This window comes from Companilactobacillus kimchii DSM 13961 = JCM 10707 (assembly GCF_001435445.1).
GTDB classification, from domain to species: domain Bacteria; phylum Bacillota; class Bacilli; order Lactobacillales; family Lactobacillaceae; genus Companilactobacillus; species Companilactobacillus kimchii.
Genome location: NZ_AZDH01000003.1, coordinates 189,973 through 208,708, shown reverse-complemented (window position 1 = coordinate 208,708; position 18,736 = coordinate 189,973). Strand labels below are relative to the sequence as shown.

Sequence of the window (18,736 nt, the reverse complement as noted above, 5' to 3'; positions counted from 1 at the left end):
AAAAAAGTGCTCCTAAAATTGTTAGATTATGTCTAACAATTTTAGGGCACTTCAATATGTGTGTCTCCGGTAAATGTCCATTTTTTAAATTATTTGCAACAGATTCCTATTTAACACACAAACGATAAATTGCTTCTGCAAAGATTTCCATGGCTTTCTTCATATCAGCCTTACTCCAATTTTCATTAGCTTGATGCATAAAATCAGGAGTTGTTGGCAACATTCCACCAAAAGCTACACAATTATGCATTGTTCTTGCAAATGTGGCACCACCGGAAATTGCTGGCTGTGATTTAGTATCGCCAGTTAGATCCTGATAAGTTGACATCAATGTCTTAACTAATTCACTGTCAGTTGGAACATACAATGGTGCAACATAATCAAAGTTTTCATACTTCATATCAAATTTAGCAACTGCATCAGAAATCTTTTGAATTAATTCATCATGCTCAATTTTTACAGGAATTCTCAAATCAATTTGCATTCTTGATTCTTCAGGTGTGATCTTCAAGCTAGAAATATTAAACGTTAGCTTACCTGAAACATCGTCAGAAACATCTCCTAAAAGATTTGTTCCATTTGCGTCTTCACCAAAGGCCTTTAAGAATTTCAATACGGCAACGTCTGGAAAGACATCAGCCAAAGCAATTCCTAATCTAACTACCGCATTAGTTCCTTCGGGAGCATTCATAGCATGAACTGATTTACCGTGAACTTCAATTGAACCGTCATGCTCTTCGGATTCAAAGTTATGTTCTTGCAAAGCCTTCAAAACTTCAGCTTGTTTAGGGCCACTATAAATTGCTTTTCCGGGAACAGCATTAAAAGCATTTTCCAAATCCAAATTCAATTCAGTTGATCCTGGTCCAACCAAGTACGATTGTTGCAAACCTTTTTCAGCATAAATCAATGGGAATTCAGCATCAGGAGCAATCCCTAAGTCGATTGGATCTTCTTTTTTGTTATACTCAGCCAAACATCTCCAGAGAATTTCTTCATCGGTTCCAAAAATTACTCGGATTTTCTTATTGAACTTGTAACCTTTATCAAGAATTGCCTTAATAGCATAAATTGCAGCCATTGTAGGTCCCTTGTCATCTTGAGTTCCACGACCGTATAATTTATCATCTTTTTCAGTTAACTTATAAGGTTCAACATTCCAAGCTTCTAAATTTCCAGCGGGAACTTCATCCATATGACCGACAATACCAAAGGTTTGATCACCTTCACCGATATCTGCATAGCCATAATAGCCTTCTGGATCTTCATAAGTCTTGAAGCCTAATTTTTCAACGATAGCCAACACTTCATCCAAAGCTTTTTTAGGACCCTTTCCAAAAGGTGCCTTGGGTTGTGCTGGTTCATTGTATGAAGGCACACTAACAATTTTAGCTAAGTCAGCAATTGCCTCTGATTGAATTTCATCTGTAATAAATTTTTCCATTACTAATTTCCCCCTCAATTACTAAATTATTGCGCAAACAACTAGGAATACTGCTACGACAACAAATAAAATTGCCATCAGTTTCCACATGTACTTAAACCACTTAATAATATCAACGTGTCCAATAGCTAAGGCTCCCATAACAACTCCAGAAGTTGGTGTAATCAAATTGACCCAACCTGAAGCAGCTTGATAAGCGGTAATAACCAATGAACCATCAACACCAGAGAACTTACCTAAAGGACCCATAATTCCCATTGTAGCGGCAGCTAAACCTGACGTTGAAGGGATCAAGAATGACATAGGTATGTAGAATATATAAGTTAAAACAATAAAGACACCTGCTGACAAACTTTGTAATCCAGTTTCACCAGCATGTAGCACTGTAGCTGTGATATAACCATTATTCATAACAACTTGAATACCACGAGCCACAGCCACAATAATAGCAACACTCAAGAAGTCGTTCATTCCACCTAAGAAGGCATCGATGAATTCTGATTCTTTCATGCGGAAAACAAACATTACTACGACTGACATCATAAAGAATAATGTCGTAATTTCAGTGAAATACCAAGTTCCTAATGGTGCTAGATCCTTACCAATCAAAGCACCTAAGAAAGGAATATTAGTTAACCACTTAGTAAAACTATCAAAGAAAGTCCAATGTTCATTCAGACTTGACCATGGAATTAAGCTGACAATCATAATCAAAAATGTTAAACCAAATAACCAAAGAACTGCCTTTTGACGTGTTGATAATTTATCATCAATACTACGTTCAGGCATCGAAAATTCTTCTAAATCTTTTTGACGACGATCAAAAACATATGATTGTGATGGATCTTTTTTGATTTTATCGGCATAACGCATTACATAAACAATACTAATAACTGTCACAATAACTAATAAAATCAGTCGTTGAATCAATCCATCGCCTGGTGAAATACCCAAAGTTTGCGATGCAACCCCTGTGGCAAAAGGATTGACAGTCGAAGCTAAACATCCAACCTGTGTTCCGATTAAAGCAATTGAAATAGCTGTGATTGAATCATAGCCAACCCCAATCATAACTGGAATCAAAATTGGATAAAAAGCAATTGTCTCTTCACCCATTCCATAAGCTGATCCACCGATAGCAAATAAAACCATCAAAATTGGAATCAAAGCTTTTTCCTTGCCACTGTACTTCTTCACGGTGGCACTAATTCCATCATCTAGTGCTCTCGTCTTGTTGACTACTCCTAAGAAACCACCAATAACTAGGATGAACAGCGATACTGAAATGGAACCTTCAGTTTCCGAAGTTCCGACCATACCATTAATTGGTGCTAAGAAAACATCCCAAATACCTTGCGGGCTACTAGCACGAGCCTTATAAGTTCCTGCAACAATATTACCGGCTTTGGTAGTAGCATACTCCCCAGCAGGAATAATCCAAGTCAAAATTGCTACTAGAATTATTAGGAAAAACAATATCGTATACGCGGAAGGCATTTGCCATTTTTTGGCTTTTTTCCCCATAAACATTATCCTCCTCTATCTATGTGATATACATGTAGAATATACGATAAATTTGCTTATTACAATGCTTTCCAAAAAAATAGTTTTAAATAAAATTCCTATCACTCCGCTTGTGATAGCGTTTACAAACCGTTACAATGTTCTTAGATTCTAAGAAAGGATAACGCAAATGATTGAAAAAGCTGAATTTGGAAAAAAAGTTAATCGTCGTCCTTTAATAGTTAGTCTATTGCTTAGTTTAATTGTCGGAGGATTGGGATCATTTATTAACTTCTCGGTTGCTCTTGGTTTATTTCTGATTATCTTTTTCTTATTAGTTTTTATTTACTATCCTAGTAATCTATCCAAACTTTTTGGACATTGGCAATTAGAAAAACATGGAGTATCCTATTACAAATTAATTTCTTATCATGACCGTTTAAAGATGATCTTTTTACCTGATCGTATCGATTATCAATTTATCAGCTTTTCTCAAGTCAAAAAATGTTACATCGTTGAAAGTGACAAAAAATATGATTTACAAAATATTCTCACTATTAAACCAGCCAAACAGTCTTTTTTCCCATGGCTGAGAAAGCCATTTTATCTTGCTTTAGATCTTAACAAAGGAAAGATTCTGTTAGATTTATCTTGGAATCAACGACATGATCCTAAAAATACCCTCTATCGCATTAGCAATGTTCTAAAAATCATCAATGAAAAAATTAATTAAAAAAGTCCAGTGCAGCAACCAATTTTGGTTACAGCACTGGACTTTATTATTATGCGGATGCAGGCTTACTTAACTTTAATTCGGCCAGATTTAGTTTGAACGTTCAATTGATACCGAGGGTCATCCCCTACTGTACCTTCTTTATAATCCAAACGATCATGACGCAAACCAGTTTTTGGCGCTTTAATTTCAGCTACTTTGGACTGCAATTTAAAATCATAAGAGTCTCTTTCAGGCATCGAAACTTTAACTGTTCCTTTAGTATCATTAACAATGACATTCCCAGAGATCACTTCAAAATCTAATTGAACATATCCTGTTGAACTTGATACGCTGCCAGCCCCGCTTAAAGAAACAGCTTTAATCATGCCACTATAAGAGTTCAAATAAAATCGACGATTTATGACATTGTCCATTTTTATATCACCATTACGTGATTGAATAAAGCATTCCTTTTCAATCTTTAAATCATCCAATATTATTTTACCCGCATTATCAGTAATAAATAGCTGTTGGCAAGTCATATCATGCAATAAAATTGAACCATTGTGATTCGATATGATCACATCACCGGAAAAGTCCTTGGGGATAAACACTTGTAGTTCAAATCTTAGTGTTGGGATTCGAGAGTATTTTTCCTGATTAATGGATAAACTGTCACCAGTAACATCCACTTTAAACATATATTTTAAATTACGACGTGACATTAATTCACGTACAACAAATTTTTCGCCATCAGTCGACATTATCTTCACATTAGCGTTTTTACAACCAATACTCAATTTATCAACATCAAACATCGGAATAAAGTGTTGATTTACTATCTTTTCAATCATAATCAATACTTCCTAACCTAGGTATTATCCTCAAAAATTCTCTATGAGTATAAATTAATATTGATTAATTTGTAACAAAGACGTCCTCAACTATCCAAAACGTCAAATCCGTTATGAAACCTTGATAATACCTGATTTTGCATGAACTGTTAGCTGATATTGTGGATCATTACCAACCGTTCCTTCCTTTAAGTTCATAATATCGTGTAACAAATTAGCTGCTTGCTTCATATGAACAATTCCACTTTGAGCTTCCAAATCGAACTTGTAAGAGTCATCTTCGGGCATCTTTAACTTGACCGTGCCACTATTGTTCTCAACATTTATGTCACCAGTGACCTTGTCAAAATTCATATGAATGGTACCAGATTTCACCATGATATTCCCGGCACCACTGAAATCAGTTCCCTTAATCGAACCACTTCTGGAAGAAATATCAAATTTAGATGTTGCCACGGTATCCATATTAACGAGACCACTACGATCATTAATAGCCAACTGTTCTTTAGCTAAAACATGGTCCAATGTTAATTTACCTGAATTTACATCAAGTAATAAAGTTTGGCTTTCAAAATTGTTCAGATAAACTGCTCCACTGTGACACTCAACAACTGCCTTTTCCAAAGCTCTCATACTCTGAACTTGTAAATTACCACTGTCATTAATCACTTGGAGTGTTTTGACATAGGCTTTAGGAATCAAGATTTTAACTCTGATTTTTAATGGCAAAAAATGTGGGATCTCACCTTGCTTAATACTCAAAACACCATCAGTTAAATCTGTCTTTACTTGGTAATTGGGATTTGTTCGTGACATGTATTCACTAATTTTGATCTTATCGTCAGCAGTAGGCAAAATCTTTAAATCGGCATTTTTATAGTTAATTCTGATTTTATTTAAACCAGTATAATCAAATTCATATTCATCAGTTAAGGGCAAAGTTTCAACATGAACCTCAGTATTAAAGTTATCATCATCGAAATCATCGTCAACATCAAAGTCTGCAAATTCTTTATCAAAGTAACTGTCGAATTTATCTTTACCTTTTTTAAATGATTTCGTATTACCTTTAAAATTAATACCATTATCATTGATCACTAAATTACCAAATTTAATTCCGTCATCGTTAATTTTGATAGTTTTGCCATTATTGACTGTAATCCCATCATCATTGATGTTAAGTAACTTACCGTTATCAATACTAATACCCGAATTATCAATGTTAAATGTATGTCCCGTAGTATGTTTATGATGTTCATTCTGATGATTATCATTCAAAACTTGATTGATTACTTCATCAATATCGCCAAATTCTTTAAAGGCTTTTTCAACAGCAATTGCCGGAGTCATATCATCGGTTAATTTATCTTCCGCAGATGACATCAAATCAGATGACAGTTCTTCTTTTAAATCACTTAATTCAGCAGTTTCAGGATAATCATTAAAAATTTTATTTAATCTTTGATCAACTAATGCTTTTATTTCTTCATTCATGATTATTTATCCTTCCTAAAATCAATTCATCGATTACTTTCTTAGCAAAATTCCAGGCTTCAATATTATCCGTTAGAGTTTGTTTCCCTTGAGTAGTTATCTGATAATACTTACGACGTCCACCTTGAGTTTCGTCACCCCAATAGCCAACAATGTCACCATTCTTTTCTAACCTTCTAAAAACGGTATATAGGGTAGCTTCATTTAATTCATAATCATCGTGACTCAATTCTTTAACCCGTTTGGCAATTTCATAACCATAACTGTCGCCTTGATTAAGAATATTTAAAACGATCGTAGCAGTATGTCCACGAATAATATCTTTGGAAATTAGTGGTTTCATTATTTCGTCTCACCTTTTTTCTATGGCAATAATGTATCACCAATTACTATGTGTGTCAAAGTAATTTATTCAAAATAGTATTTTATTTACAAAAAGTCTAACTAAAATTATCTTTTTACTTTGATCTGTCTTACTATTAAGTTAGTAAGGTTTATTCGAAGTTCATTTATAGAAAAATATTTTTCTGCTTTTCTACTACAATGGATAAGTAAAAAATTATATAATGATTAAAATACATTTATAAGGGGAAATTTCATGATTGTTGTTGCTTTATCAGCCGTTATTTTGCCGTTAATACTTTTGGGAATTATCAATATGCCTGCAACTAAAGGTATGTCGATCAGTGCCTTCATTGTTTTGCTAGAAGGCTATTTCCTTTGGAAAATGCCTGCAAAGGCCTTATTGGCTTCTATTTTTCAATCAATTCATAAAGCCTTACCGATTCTTTGGATTCTTTTTGGCGCTTTAATGATGCTCAATATTTTGCAGCACACTGGAGCAATTGATCGAATCAATGCTGGCTTTCACACCTTATCCGCCGATATGAGAATTCAATTGATCTTAGTTGCTTTCTTATTTGGAGGACTGATCGAAGGTGTTTCAGGATTTGGAACTCCAGCTATGGTTACTGCTCCATTGATGATTGCTTTAGGCTTCTCACCCATGGCAGCTGTCACATTAGCTTTAATTGCCGATTCCACGCCTGCTTCTTTTGGTGCTGTTGGAACGCCTTTAACGGTTGGTTTAAGTAACGTCAGTGAGAAAAGTGCCTTCCTCAATTCTATTGGTCAACGAATCACACAATTAGATTTCTTTGCCGGCACTTTCATGCCCTTGATGTTGATCTTCATCTTGGTTTTTGTCTTTGGTAAAAATGATGGTAATCAAAAAAGGGACTTTTTAAAATTAGTTCCTTGGTCTTTATTTATTGGATTAGTCTATAGCATCTTTGCTCTCTTAGTTTCATTCGTACTCAGTTATGAATTTGTTTCTATTCTGGCACCGTTCGCAACTATTATCATTGCTATTTTGACCATCAGATTAAAGTTCTTATTGCCTAAAAAAAGCTTTACCAATCCTTGGACCACTTCAACCAAGACGATTGCTTCTGAAAAGAAAATGTCTTTGTTAACTGCTTGGTCACCATACGTCATCGTTATCTTAATGCTTTTAGCTACACGAACAATCGCGCCATTGAAAGAATTTTTAGTAACTAACGTCAATTTATCGTGGAAAAACATTTTAGGATTCTCACAAGTTAATTCCGATTGGGAATTCCTGTATTCTCCAGGAACACTGCTAACAATCGCCGTTATCTTTGGCTTATTAATTCAGGTTAAATCTTTAAAAAATTTCTTTCCTATTGCAAAAAAAGTGGCCCTGTCAATGAAATCAACTGCTTTAGCTCTAGTCGTAACCTTAATCATGGTCCAAATCTTTACTAACTCTGAAATTAATTTGGCTAAGTTACCTAGTATGCCCATGTATATTGCTGAAGTTATTTCTAAGTATCTTTCCGGCATCTGGATCATCATTGCTCCATTTCTTGGTCAACTAGGTTCATTTGTTACTGGTAGTACAACTGTTTCAACCTTGACTTTTGGACAAATTCAAGCCGATATTGCCTCTAATGCTAATGTCAGCAAAGAACTAGTTTTAGCAGCTCAACTAATCGGTGCTGCGGCCGGAAATATGATCTGTGTTCACAACATTGTTTCCGTTAGTTCCGTTGTTGGACTCAGTGGTCAAGAAGGTAACATTTTACGTAAAACTGTTTTACCTGCCTTATTATATGGTCTTCTAGTTGGTATCGTCGGTTTCATCTTTACTCTATTTATGTAGACAATCAAAAAGTTCTGAATTAAGAGGAATAATCCTTTTAGTTCAGAACTTTTTTTAGTGCTTTCTTATACCTTTATCGATCAATTCAATGCTATTCTTATCACAAATAATTTTACGGAAGTGATCTTATGGAAATAGGTTCTTTAGCTGAATGGGTTGAAAGTTTTGCCGAAATATTAGCTGTCTCAGTCGCACTCTTTTTACCTTACTATCAAAAACGCAAAGCTAATAAGGAAAAAAATCAGCAAGCAAAACAGATTATCGTTAGGACTGCCAATAAACTTTTACAACAAACAAATATTCAGGAATCAATTCAATTTGAAGAACTGACAAAGTTCATTTCAATTTACTTAGTTCTAGCAACAAACGACACTACCGTCACAATTATTCAACTAGGGGATGCCATTCTCAATGTTATCGGTACTTCTGATCAACTAGAGGATGAACAACAATCACAAATTACTAAATTAATTGATGATTTGAATAAAATTAAAATCTAGCATTTATTCAATAACAAATTTTTCAATCGCATCCCCCACGCCATCATGGTTATTATCAGTTGTTACATAATCACTAACAGCTTTTACACCTACTTGAGCATTTCCCATGGCTACTCCTGTTCCGGCTACCTCAAGCATGGAAATATCATTGTCACGATCCCCAATCGCTAAAATATCTTTCAATTCAATCTCTAACTGTTGAGCTAAATATTTCACTGCCTCACCTTTGTTGACATTATTAGGAAAGATTTCCAGATAACCAACTCCAGTTCTCACGACAAAATAATTACTAAATTGCTGATTGATAAAATCAGTGATCTCATCTAAACGCTGTTCACTGCCATTGATGACTGCCTTGGTAATTTCAAAATCAGCCGGTAAATCTTCTGGTTCCTTGATACACAATCCACGACTATTCTCATAAGCCATGGCAATTGTATACTCATCAATAAATTCAAAACCACTTGTGTAAGTATTACCTTGAATATCCAAAACACAGTATGGTAAAACATGTTCCTTAACAAATTTGACAAATTCACAGTAAAAATCATTACTAAGTGTTTTTTGATAGACAATTTCACCACTCATATTTTCAATAATTGCTCCACCGTTAGTAATCATATAATTATCATCGCCATCAATCCCGAGACTGTGTGCATAATCATACATGGCCTTATGTGGACGACCAGAACACAGAACAATCTTTGTTCCGTTTGCCATAGCTCTTTGAATCATGTTTTTATTTTTCTCTGAAATCTCTTTTGCCGTCGTCAAAAGCGTATCGTCCATATCAATTGTAATTAACTTGTATCTCATGAAATCTCCCTCATCAAACATAAATAAAAATAATTTTAACTTTTAAATATATTTAGAGCTATAAATTTAGAACGATAAAAAATTTTCACCAAAAAAAGACTGTTTAGATAAGAAATCCTTATCTGACAGTCTCTTTGTTTATTCTTCATGAAAAGATGCACCCGAATTGGCATCCAATTCAACTTTTTTATCTTCATTAATATCGGTAACTTCAATATCTTGTGAACTATGGCTTGGCGCTTTTGCAACAGGAGTGTAATCCAAATTGCGTACCACATCATTAATAGATAGCTGACGATTAATTTTTTCCAAGAGGGTTGGTCCGTTGTAGATGAATCCTGTGTAAACTTGTACCAAACTAGCACCTGCTTCAAGAGCTATTTGCGCATCTTCAGGTGTAAAGACCCCACCGGAAAACATAATTGGTAACTCTGGGAAAGCTTGATGGATTGCTTTAGTCAAACTCAACGATTTCAGGAAGATCGGCTTACCGCTCAAGCCACCACCTTCATTACGATTAGTTGACTTTAAATTATTATAAATTTTGCTTGGGTTGGAGGCTGTATTGGTTAAAATAATTCCATCCATCAATCCTTTTGTTTCATTGATCAACTCAATCAACTGTTCAGTAGTAATATCATTTCCAAATTTACAAAAAACTGGTTCCTTGATATGTAAATTATGAATCTTTTGTAATAATCTTTTGGCTACTGGAATCTCCTGTAACGTTGTCACGCCTTTTTGATTAGGACAACTTTGATTCAAGGCAATATAATCGGCAAATGAATGAATTTCTTTGATATCATCCACCATTTCATCAACCATCTCTTCACTGCTTAAACCATGTCCAGGAGCTACACTGATACCCACTGTGACATGCTTAGGTGTATTGGCTAAATGTCTTCTGGTTTCCTCAATTCCTAAATTATTTAAGCCCATACGATTGATGATTGCTTGATCCTCTGTTAAACGAAAAATTCGTTTCTTAGGATTACCTGGTTGATTTTCTCTGGTTACACTACCAATTTCCACAAAACCAGCACCTAGAGCACCTAAACTATTATAAAATTCAGCTTTTTTATCAAAACCAGCGGCAATTCCAATTGGTGAATCGAAATTTACACCTTTAACAGTAACTTTTAAATCAGCTCGTTTTTTTACTTGAAACATTGCTTGTAAGGCTTGCGGATAGCGGTTAAACATCTTTAACCCATTGGCTACCAAATGATGGTCAACCTCTGGATCTACTTTAAAAATTAGTGGGCGAACTGCTTTATATAAATCCATTATTTACACCATCCTTCGGGGACCTTATACCACTGCTCTAAAAGTTCAGTATCATTTTCCTCAATATAGTCTTGTTCTTTGGCTACTTGAATCAATGTAGGAAAATCAGTTAGAGTAAACAACTTTGTTCTAGCTGCTGCAAAGTTAGTTGTACTTTCTGGTAAATCATAAGAGAAAATAGCAACTGTTCCGATAACTTCAGCACCTGTTTCACGAACAGCATCAACGGCTTTTAAAATACTACCACCAGTTGAAATCAAGTCATCGATTAATACAACTTTGTCACCAGCCTGACACCGACCTTCAATTTGACCCTTTTTACCGTGATCCTTTTTCTTTGGACGAACATAATTTAATGGTAAATCGAGAATATTAGAAACTCCTGTGGCGTGGGGGATTCCAGCTGTAGCGACACCACCAATAACCTCTGCTTCAGGATATTTCTCCTTAATTAAAAGTGCAAGGTCTTCAGCAATTGTTTGACGGAACTTTGGATAAGCAATAGTCAAACGATTATCTGTATAAATTGGTGATTTAATGCCGCTAGCCCAAGTGAAGGGCTCTTTAGGACTCAAAGTTACCGCCTTAATTTTCAATAATTGACTGGCAATATCGATTGCTATTTTTTTATCCATTACTTACTCCACTCCTTTTCAATATTCATATAAGAATTATATTCATCTTTAGCTTGCGTAATTGGTCGTCCTACCACAATGGCGTCGCTACCTAACTTTTTAGCTTGGCTAGGTGTCGCTACTCGTTTTTGATCACCGACTTGAGCTGCTTTTGGACGGATTCCTGGGGTAACACAGAGAAACTTTTCACTGGTAGCCTCTTTAATCATTGGTACTTCTAAAGCAGATGAGATAACCCCATCAGCTCCATTATTAAAAGCTAGCTTAGCCAACCTTGTAACATAATCTTGCGATGGCAATGAAACCTGTAGTTCATTCGATAGCTCTACTTGTCCTAACGATGTTAATTGAGTAACAGCTAATAATTTAGTATCAGAACCTGATAAACCTTCTTTAGCAGCTGCAATCATCTCTGCCCCACCACTAGCATGAATCGTTAACATCTGAACATCCCACTTAGCAATCATCTGACAAGTCCTTTTTACAGTATTAGGGATGTCGTGCAATTTCAAATCAAGAAAAATATTATATCCTCGTTCTCGCAAGCGTTTGACAAAAGGATAGCCATATTGGCAAAACATTTCCAAGCCGATTTTTAAAAATAACGATTGACTCTTAGGAAATTGATTCAAAAAATTAATACATTCAAAATCATCTGCAAAATCTAATGCTACTATAACTGGTTTATCCATTTTTACTCCTCGTGGTTGTTTGTATAAACTGCTTTACCGTTCACATAAGTGGCCTGAATTTGTCCAAATACTGATTGTCCTATGAAAGGACTGTTAGTTCCCTTAGATAAAAAGTTTGTTTCATTAATCGTATAGTCTTGATTCAAGTCAATAATAGTAAAATCAGCTTTCTGATTTAATCCAATTGTCCCTACACCTTTTAATCCAAACAACTGAGCTGGCTTTACCGCCATCAGTTCAACTAATTTTTCCAAACTGATCAATCCTGTTCTGACTAAACGGGTATACATTAGTGGGAAAGATGTTTCGATTCCGGTAATACCAAAGGCACTCTTTTGAAAACCTTGATTTTTCTCTTCTTTAGCATGGGGAGCATGATCAGTTGCTATCATATCGATCGTACCATCTGCCAAACCGTCCAATAATGCCATTTGATCTTTTTTTGAACGCAATGGCGGGTTCATCTTAAAATTGGCGTCATCCGTTACGATATCTTTGTCACTGAGTAATAAATGATGCGGTGTCACTTCACAAGTAACATTGATGCCAGCATCCTTAGCCATTCTTACCAAGTCAACACCATCTTTAGTTGAAATATGACAAACATGATAATGTACGCCTGTTTCTTTAGCTAAAACTAGATCACGAGCTAATTGTGAAGTTTCCGCTACTTGTTTGATTCCAGGTAAACCTAATCGTTGTGATGCTGAGCCAAAATTAATCACACCATGGTTGAAAAGATCTTTATCTTCAACATGTGCTGCCAAATGGCTGCCGATAGCTTCAATTCTTTCCATTGCGGAATACATTGATTGGGCATTCATAATTCCATGACCATCATTGGAGAAAGCAAAAGCTCCTAATTCGTCCAAGGCTTCGATATCAACTAATTCATCACTAGTTTCATCTTTAGTTACTGGAGCGTATTGTAAGGTATTAATTAAAGAATTTTTTTGATTCAACTCCAACTGTTTTTGAAATTTTTCCGTATCATCCGGTACCGGAATAACATTGGGCATAGCTCCAACTGTTGTAAAACCACCATGTGCTGACGCTAAAGTACCTGTCTTGATAGTCTCTTTGTGAACTTGACCCGGTTCACGAAAATGAACGTGTACATCAATTAATCCTGGAGCGACTAATCGTTGTTTTGCATCAATTACTTGAACACCATCAGTCGATATCTCTTCAGCAATTTGCGTAAATTTTCCATTTTCTACTAAAAGATCTGCTGGAGTTAATTGTCCTTGATAATACAACTGTGCATTCTTTATTAATTTTTTCATTTAGTTAGCACCTTTCAAAACTGATTCAATCATTGCCATTCTAACAAATGTACCATTGATCATCTGTTTAAAAATATACGATTTATCACATTCCACAACGTCATCTGCAATTTCAACTCCGCGGTTGACTGGAGCCGGATGCATTAACATAGCATCTGATTTCATCAGATTAACTCGACGCATGTCCAAACCATATTTTTCAAAGTAATCGGCTTTTGAAAAACCTTGATTCTCTTCCGCTGACAATCTTTCATGCTGAACTCTTAATAGCATGACCACGTCCATTTCTTTACATAAGTCATCTACAGTCTTATGAGGTCCCATAGCTTGAAATTCGAACGTATACCAAGAATCAAGTCCACCAAAGTAAACCTCTGAACCCAACTGTGTCAAAATCTCAGCATCAGAATGTGCTACTCGTGAATGGCTGAGATCACCGATAATACCTACTTTCAAACCATCTAAATGTCCAAAGTGTTCAAAAATCGTCATTAAATCGAGTAAGGATTGTGAAGGATGCTGACCGGCACCATCGCCTGCATTGATAATAGGAATACCAAAATTACGATTTAAAAGTTCGTTATAATATTCATCTTGACTGTGGCGGATAACTGCTAGATCAGCTCCAACACTTTCTAATGTCCGACAAGTATCGTAGAGGCTTTCGCCTTTCTTGGTTGAGGATTTTTCAGCATCAAAGACAATTTGTTGCATCCCTAATTTCATTTCTGCAACTTGGAAGCTTGATTTAGTTCTTGTACTATTTTCAAAAAACATATTAACGGCAAATTTACCTTGCCCTATCGTAGATTGCCGACCGTTCTTAAATTCCAAGGCTGCATTAAGATAATCTTGAACCTCTTGGTTGGATAATTGTGACATAGAAAGTATATTTTTCATTGTTTTCCTCCAAATTAAAAGGGGTAGCTGTCAGTCCAGCTACCCCTAAAAAGTTTAGTATTATCCCTTAAACCTTTTAGACCTCATTGGATCTGATTAAAAGTTCCCTAGTTTTTTAAGTAAACAAAAAACTCCCTATCCCACAAGGAAAGGAAGTTTACACTTTTTCTGCCAAATGTAGTCAATACCTTCCAAGCCTCACAGGACTCGATTAAAAGTTTTCGTTGCAAATAATATAAACGATTTTACATTTTCAGTCAATGGTTTTATTTAACTTTTGCCAAGAAGTACTTCTTCTTACCACGACGAATAACAATATATTTGCCGTCAAATGATGTCTTAGGATCAATTTCAAGAGTTGTATCAGTCAACTTCTCACCGTTGATTCTGATGGCACCATTTTGAATATCTTCACGTGCTTGACGCTTTGATTTATCAACGTTAGCGGCAATTAATAAGTCAACTAAATTAATTGGATCTGCAGCAATTTCTTCACTAGGAACACCATGGAAGGCTTCAGCAACTTCTGCAGTTGTTAATGCCTGAATTTCACCTGAGAATAAAACATCAGTAATTTTTTCAGCTGTCTTCAAAGCCTCTTCGCCGTGAACAAATTTAGTTACTTCTTGAGCCAATGTTCTTTGAGCTAAACGTTTTTCAGGAGCTGTCTTGATAGATTCGGCCAACTCGTCAATTTCCTCTTTAGACAAGAAAGTAAACTTCTTTAAGAGGTTAACAACGTCTTTATCATCTTGATTAAACCAGAATTGATAGAATTCATATGGTGAAGTCTTTTTAGGATCAAGCCAAACAGCACCACCAGCAGTTTTACCAAATTTAGTTCCATCAGCCTTTAGTAACAAAGGAATTGTCAAAGCATAAACTTTGGCATCTTGTCCTTCAGCCTTATGAATCAAATCAAGTCCAGCAGTCAAATTACCCCATTGATCACCACCACCAACTTGTAATTGAACATTATGCTTGCGGTATAGTGTCAAGAAATCAAGTGATTGCAAGATTTGGTATGTGAATTCAGTAAAGGAAATACCTACTTCTAGACGACTAGAAATAATTTCCTTGTTAAGCATTGTATTAACGTTAAATAATTTACCGTAATCACGTAGAAAATCAAGGATACCAATTGGTTCTGTCCAGTCATAGTTGTTAACCATTGTAAAATCACTGAAGATATTGTTAACTTGATTACTCAAGGCTTCAACATTGTGATTAACCTGGTCCATTGTTTGCATAGGACGTTCAGCTTTTTTACCACTTGGATCACCGATAGAACCAGTAGCACCACCAATAACAACATATGGATGATGTCCTGCTCTAGCAAATCTTTCCAAAGTCATAAATGGCAACAAATGACCAATATGCATTGAATCTCCAGTTGGATCCATCCCACAGTACAATGAAATATCCTTTTCATCGATTAAGTTACGTAAGCCTTCTTCATCAGATTGTTGATTGATCAAGCCACGCCATGATAATTCATCAATAATATTCATAGATCTTCCTCCAATAATTTATCCCCGTTATAGAAAAAAAGCGCCCCTGCAGTTATGCAGGGACGCTTATGCGCGGTACCACCCAAATTCAAGTATTACTACTTGCTCTTTACTCCTATAACGTAGGACACGAATTTTAGTTTCGTATTTGATAATCTACCCTGCTTGACTCTCACCAAATGTCAATTCTCTGAACACCGAAGTAAATTACTACTTAGTTTAAAACTAAAACTATTTATAAGTATGATGATACACAGGAGTAATATTTTTTTCAAGCTCTTTTTTAGAAAAGCTAATGTTATTGTATAATGTAAGTGCTTTTATGGAGGGGAAAACATGAAAAAAAAGCTTTATTTAATGCGTCATGGGCAAACACTTTTTAACGTTCTATGTAAAATTCAAGGCTGGTGTGATTCACCACTGACTAGCAAGGGTATTGAACAAGCTAAAACAGCTGGAAAATACTTTAAAGATAATCAAATCAAATTTGATGCTGCTTTTTGCTCAACGGCTGAAAGATCTAGTGATACTTTGGAATTGGTTACTGACATGCCTTATACACGTTTAAAGGGATTACGAGAGATGTCTTTTGGTAAATTTGAAGGCGAACATGAATATTTGAATCCTAAAATCACTGATGCTCAAAAACAATATGGTGACTTTTTCGTTCAATATGGCGGAGAAAGTGCTCAACAAAACAAAGATCGTGTCAGAAAGACTCTAATCGATATTATGAATCAAGACAATCAATCGGTTTTAGTCGTTAGTCATGCTGGTTCAATTATGAACTTTACTGGTCAATGGACAGATATTAATAAAATAAAGAACAGTGGTTTCGGCAACTGTAGTATTTTAGAATTCGAATATGAAAATGATAAATTTACTTTTAACAAAATCATTAATTTTAATTAAGTTAGTTATTATAAAAAAAGAGATAGTAATCATGATTTGATTACTATCTCTTCTTTTGTTACATATGTTTTTCAATCCAGTCCCAGACTTCTTCTTTACCATACTTAGTATCAGAACTAAATAATTGTAGTCCGTCGGTTTGATTGATTTGCATTGCTTTCTTGACTTGGCTAATAGTCTTATTCCACTGATTTCCTTTAACCTTGTCCATCTTTGTAGCCACAATCAATGTAGGAATATGATAATAACTGACAAATTGATACATTGAAATATCATCTTCACTAGGTTGATGACGACCATCAACTAAAATAACTACACCCTTCAAAACATCACGAGTAGTCAAATATTCTTCGATCATGACACCGAATTCTTCACGTTGCTTTTTGGAAACCTTAGCAAAGCCATATCCAGGAACATCAACAAGATATAATTGATCTTCGATATTATAAAAGTTAAGTGTTTGCGTCTTACCTGGCGTACTAGACGTTCTCGCAAAGCTTTTACGATTGATAAGAGTATTTATCAAAGAAGACTTTCCGACGTTAGAACGACCTAACAAGGCTATTTCTGGATAACCTTCACTTGGATATTGTTTTGAGCTTACGGCGCTCAAATTCATTGATACATTATTTACCTGCATAATTCACCTCAATGAAGTAATTTTACCATAAACAAAAAAAGCTGCCCACTAGGCAACTTCTCCATTTTTAAGAATCAATTCTGGTTCTTTGATTTTTCTAACAGCTTCTTTAGTTACTTTGACACTTTCAACATCATCACGTCCAGGAATATCGAACATAGTATCGAGCATTGTTTCTTCAACAATAGATCTCAAACCACGAGCACCAGTATTTCTTTCGATTGACATCTTAGCAATTTCTTTCAAGGCACCATCAGTAAAGATTAGATTGACTCCATCCAAGTTTAACAGTTCCTTATATTGCTTAATAAGAGCGTTCTTTGGCTTTGTTAAGATATCAACCAAGTCACTCTCTGTAAGCTTCTCAAGAGCTGTTACTATTGGAATACGACCAATAAATTCAGGAATAATACCAAACTTCATCAAATCTTCAGGGATGATTTGTTGCATCAGACTCTTCTCTTCAGCAATCGTTGCTTGTTGTTCAGCACCAAAACCAATTGTCTTATCGCCTAAACGGTTCTTAACAATTTGTTCAATACCATCAAAGGCACCACCGACAATAAAGAGAATATTGGTTGTATCGATTTGAATTAATTCTTGTTGAGGATGCTTTCTACCACCTTGTGGTGGCACACTAGCAATTGTACCTTCAAGAATCTTTAGAAGTGCTTGTTGAACACCTTCACCAGACACATCACGAGTGATGGAGACATTCTCACTCTTCTTAGCAATCTTATCAATTTCATCAATATAAACAATACCGTGTTCGGCCTTATCTACATCAAAGTCAGCATTTTGCAAAAGCTTCAAAAGAATGTTCTCAACATCTTCACCAACATAACCAGCTTCAGTTAATGTTGTAGCATCTGCAATTGCAAATGGTACCTTCAAAATACGAGCCAAAGTTTGAGCCAAGAAAGTCTTACCAGAACCAGTAGGTCCGATTAGAGCAATATTACTCTTTTGTAACTCTGTTTCACCATCTTTAAGGTGTTCCATTTTATTAATTCTCTTGTAATGATTATAAACGGCAACTGACAATGCCCTCTTCGCATCAGTTTGTCCAATTACATATTCATCAAGAATCTTTTTAATTTCTACAGGTGTTGGGATATTTTCAAGATCCATTGGTGTAGATTCGTTTAATTCTTCATCAATGATTTCCTTACATAAATCAATACATTCATTACAAATGTACACACCTGGTCCAGCAACAATTTTTTTAACTTGATATTGCGTCTTACCACAGAATGAACAGCTAATTGTGCCAGTATTTTCTGTACTATCAAACATAGTTATTCTCCTTCAATAGTTCCAATTACTTTGAAAGTCTAGCATTGTAATAACTTCGAGTAAAGT

Annotated in this window: 18 protein-coding genes; 4 read left to right on the top strand and 14 right to left on the bottom strand. The window is 35.3% G+C overall.

The annotated features are described in order from the left end of the window. Window positions 1-106: 106 nt before the first annotated feature. Complete coding sequence (locus FC97_RS02255) at window positions 107-1,444, bottom strand: M20 family metallopeptidase (protein ID WP_054643596.1); 1,338 nt, start codon at window positions 1,442-1,444, stop codon at window positions 107-109. Window positions 1,445-1,465: 21 nt separating this feature from the next. Further along, window positions 1,466-2,968 carry a YfcC family protein gene (locus FC97_RS02250; RefSeq protein ID WP_054643597.1) on the bottom strand — a complete coding sequence of 501 codons (1,503 nt, stop codon included), beginning with the start codon at window positions 2,966-2,968 and terminating at the stop codon, window positions 1,466-1,468. 169 nt (window positions 2,969-3,137) lie between these two features. Between FC97_RS02250 and FC97_RS02245 the strand changes: the two genes are divergently transcribed. Next, on the top strand, window positions 3,138-3,680 hold the full coding sequence (locus tag FC97_RS02245) for a hypothetical protein (protein ID WP_054643598.1): 543 nt from the start codon (window positions 3,138-3,140) through the stop codon (window positions 3,678-3,680). Window positions 3,681-3,745: 65 nt separating this feature from the next. On the opposite strand, the gene FC97_RS02240 is transcribed toward FC97_RS02245, so the two are convergent. From FC97_RS02240 to FC97_RS02230, 3 genes are all read right to left on the bottom strand, one after another. Then, window positions 3,746-4,516 carry a DUF4097 family beta strand repeat-containing protein gene (locus FC97_RS02240; RefSeq protein ID WP_054643599.1) on the bottom strand — a complete coding sequence of 257 codons (771 nt, stop codon included), beginning with the start codon at window positions 4,514-4,516 and terminating at the stop codon, window positions 3,746-3,748. Window positions 4,517-4,627: 111 nt separating this feature from the next. Next, window positions 4,628-6,010: a DUF4097 family beta strand repeat-containing protein gene (locus tag FC97_RS02235; RefSeq protein ID WP_054643600.1), complete on the bottom strand. Its 1,383-nt coding sequence runs from the start codon at window positions 6,008-6,010 to the stop codon at window positions 4,628-4,630. Further along, window positions 6,003-6,353 (bottom strand): PadR family transcriptional regulator, encoded by a 351-nt coding sequence (locus tag FC97_RS02230; RefSeq protein ID WP_056967720.1) that lies wholly within the window; start codon window positions 6,351-6,353, stop codon window positions 6,003-6,005. The genes FC97_RS02235 and FC97_RS02230 overlap by 8 nt, the downstream gene beginning before the upstream one ends. Window positions 6,354-6,608: 255 nt before the next feature. On the opposite strand from FC97_RS02230, the gene FC97_RS02225 reads away from it, so the two are divergent. Beyond that, window positions 6,609-8,195, top strand: coding sequence for an L-lactate permease (locus tag FC97_RS02225; protein WP_056967718.1), 1,587 nt, complete (start codon window positions 6,609-6,611; stop codon window positions 8,193-8,195). Between the two features lie 128 nt (window positions 8,196-8,323). Beyond that, entirely contained in the window at window positions 8,324-8,695 is a 372-nt protein-coding gene (locus FC97_RS02220; protein ID WP_054643601.1) for a hypothetical protein, read from the top strand. A gap of 3 nt (window positions 8,696-8,698) precedes the next feature. Here the strand turns inward: FC97_RS02220 and FC97_RS02215 are convergent, their stop codons facing one another. The 7 genes from FC97_RS02215 to tyrS all read right to left on the bottom strand — a co-directional run bounded on the left by FC97_RS02215 (window position 8,699) and on the right by tyrS (window position 15,822). Continuing rightward, a complete protein-coding gene (locus FC97_RS02215) occupies window positions 8,699-9,511 on the bottom strand; it encodes a Cof-type HAD-IIB family hydrolase (RefSeq protein WP_056967716.1) in 813 nt (270 codons plus the stop codon). 138 nt (window positions 9,512-9,649) lie between these two features. After that, complete coding sequence (locus FC97_RS02210; protein WP_054643602.1) at window positions 9,650-10,798, bottom strand: quinone-dependent dihydroorotate dehydrogenase; 1,149 nt, start codon at window positions 10,796-10,798, stop codon at window positions 9,650-9,652. Next, window positions 10,798-11,433: an orotate phosphoribosyltransferase gene (pyrE, locus tag FC97_RS02205; RefSeq protein WP_054643603.1), complete on the bottom strand. Its 636-nt coding sequence runs from the start codon at window positions 11,431-11,433 to the stop codon at window positions 10,798-10,800. The genes FC97_RS02210 and pyrE overlap by 1 nt, the downstream gene beginning before the upstream one ends. After that, the gene (gene pyrF / locus FC97_RS02200) at window positions 11,433-12,125 is read right to left on the bottom strand and encodes an orotidine-5'-phosphate decarboxylase (protein WP_054643604.1); all 693 of its coding nucleotides are present in this window, start codon (window positions 12,123-12,125) and stop codon (window positions 11,433-11,435) included. The genes pyrE and pyrF overlap by 1 nt, the downstream gene beginning before the upstream one ends. 2 nt (window positions 12,126-12,127) lie before the next feature. Continuing rightward, the gene (locus tag FC97_RS02195; protein WP_054643605.1) at window positions 12,128-13,411 is read right to left on the bottom strand and encodes a dihydroorotase; all 1,284 of its coding nucleotides are present in this window, start codon (window positions 13,409-13,411) and stop codon (window positions 12,128-12,130) included. Then, window positions 13,412-14,311, bottom strand: a complete 900-nt coding sequence (locus FC97_RS02190) for an aspartate carbamoyltransferase catalytic subunit (protein WP_054643606.1) — start codon at window positions 14,309-14,311, stop codon at window positions 13,412-13,414. 266 nt (window positions 14,312-14,577) lie between these two features. Beyond that, window positions 14,578-15,822, bottom strand: coding sequence for a tyrosine--tRNA ligase (tyrS, locus tag FC97_RS02185; protein ID WP_054643607.1), 1,245 nt, complete (start codon window positions 15,820-15,822; stop codon window positions 14,578-14,580). Between the two features lie 336 nt (window positions 15,823-16,158). Between tyrS and FC97_RS02180 the strand changes: the two genes are divergently transcribed. Further along, window positions 16,159-16,734 (top strand): histidine phosphatase family protein, encoded by a 576-nt coding sequence (locus FC97_RS02180; protein ID WP_056967714.1) that lies wholly within the window; start codon window positions 16,159-16,161, stop codon window positions 16,732-16,734. Window positions 16,735-16,792: 58 nt separating this feature from the next. On the opposite strand, the gene yihA is transcribed toward FC97_RS02180, so the two are convergent. Together yihA and clpX are read right to left on the bottom strand one after the other, a co-directional pair. Beyond that, window positions 16,793-17,374, bottom strand: coding sequence for a ribosome biogenesis GTP-binding protein YihA/YsxC (gene yihA, locus FC97_RS02175; protein ID WP_025085879.1), 582 nt, complete (start codon window positions 17,372-17,374; stop codon window positions 16,793-16,795). Between the two features lie 48 nt (window positions 17,375-17,422). Continuing rightward, entirely contained in the window at window positions 17,423-18,670 is a 1,248-nt protein-coding gene (clpX, locus tag FC97_RS02170; RefSeq protein ID WP_054643609.1) for an ATP-dependent Clp protease ATP-binding subunit ClpX, read from the bottom strand. Between the last annotated feature and the right edge of the window lie 66 nt (window positions 18,671-18,736).

Coding starts and splice junctions, on each gene's coding strand:
- pyrF (WP_054643604.1), bottom strand. CDS start 12,125: ATGGATAAACCAGTTATAGTAGCATTAGATTTTGCAGATGATTTTGAA.
- FC97_RS02225 (WP_056967718.1), top strand. CDS start 6,609: ATGATTGTTGTTGCTTTATCAGCCGTTATTTTGCCGTTAATACTTTTG.
- FC97_RS02240 (WP_054643599.1), bottom strand. CDS start 4,516: ATGATTGAAAAGATAGTAAATCAACACTTTATTCCGATGTTTGATGTT.
- tyrS (WP_054643607.1), bottom strand. CDS start 15,822: ATGAATATTATTGATGAATTATCATGGCGTGGCTTGATCAATCAACAA.
- FC97_RS02190 (WP_054643606.1), bottom strand. CDS start 14,311: ATGAAAAATATACTTTCTATGTCACAATTATCCAACCAAGAGGTTCAA.
- pyrE (WP_054643603.1), bottom strand. CDS start 11,433: ATGGATAAAAAAATAGCAATCGATATTGCCAGTCAATTATTGAAAATT.
- FC97_RS02250 (WP_054643597.1), bottom strand. CDS start 2,968: ATGGGGAAAAAAGCCAAAAAATGGCAAATGCCTTCCGCGTATACGATA.
- FC97_RS02220 (WP_054643601.1), top strand. CDS start 8,324: ATGGAAATAGGTTCTTTAGCTGAATGGGTTGAAAGTTTTGCCGAAATA.
- FC97_RS02195 (WP_054643605.1), bottom strand. CDS start 13,411: ATGAAAAAATTAATAAAGAATGCACAGTTGTATTATCAAGGACAATTA.
- yihA (WP_025085879.1), bottom strand. CDS start 17,374: ATGCAGGTAAATAATGTATCAATGAATTTGAGCGCCGTAAGCTCAAAA.
- FC97_RS02210 (WP_054643602.1), bottom strand. CDS start 10,798: ATGGATTTATATAAAGCAGTTCGCCCACTAATTTTTAAAGTAGATCCA.
- FC97_RS02230 (WP_056967720.1), bottom strand. CDS start 6,353: ATGAAACCACTAATTTCCAAAGATATTATTCGTGGACATACTGCTACG.
- FC97_RS02180 (WP_056967714.1), top strand. CDS start 16,159: ATGAAAAAAAAGCTTTATTTAATGCGTCATGGGCAAACACTTTTTAAC.
- FC97_RS02255 (WP_054643596.1), bottom strand. CDS start 1,444: ATGGAAAAATTTATTACAGATGAAATTCAATCAGAGGCAATTGCTGAC.
- FC97_RS02215 (WP_056967716.1), bottom strand. CDS start 9,511: ATGAGATACAAGTTAATTACAATTGATATGGACGATACGCTTTTGACG.
- FC97_RS02245 (WP_054643598.1), top strand. CDS start 3,138: ATGATTGAAAAAGCTGAATTTGGAAAAAAAGTTAATCGTCGTCCTTTA.
- clpX (WP_054643609.1), bottom strand. CDS start 18,670: ATGTTTGATAGTACAGAAAATACTGGCACAATTAGCTGTTCATTCTGT.
- FC97_RS02235 (WP_054643600.1), bottom strand. CDS start 6,010: ATGAATGAAGAAATAAAAGCATTAGTTGATCAAAGATTAAATAAAATT.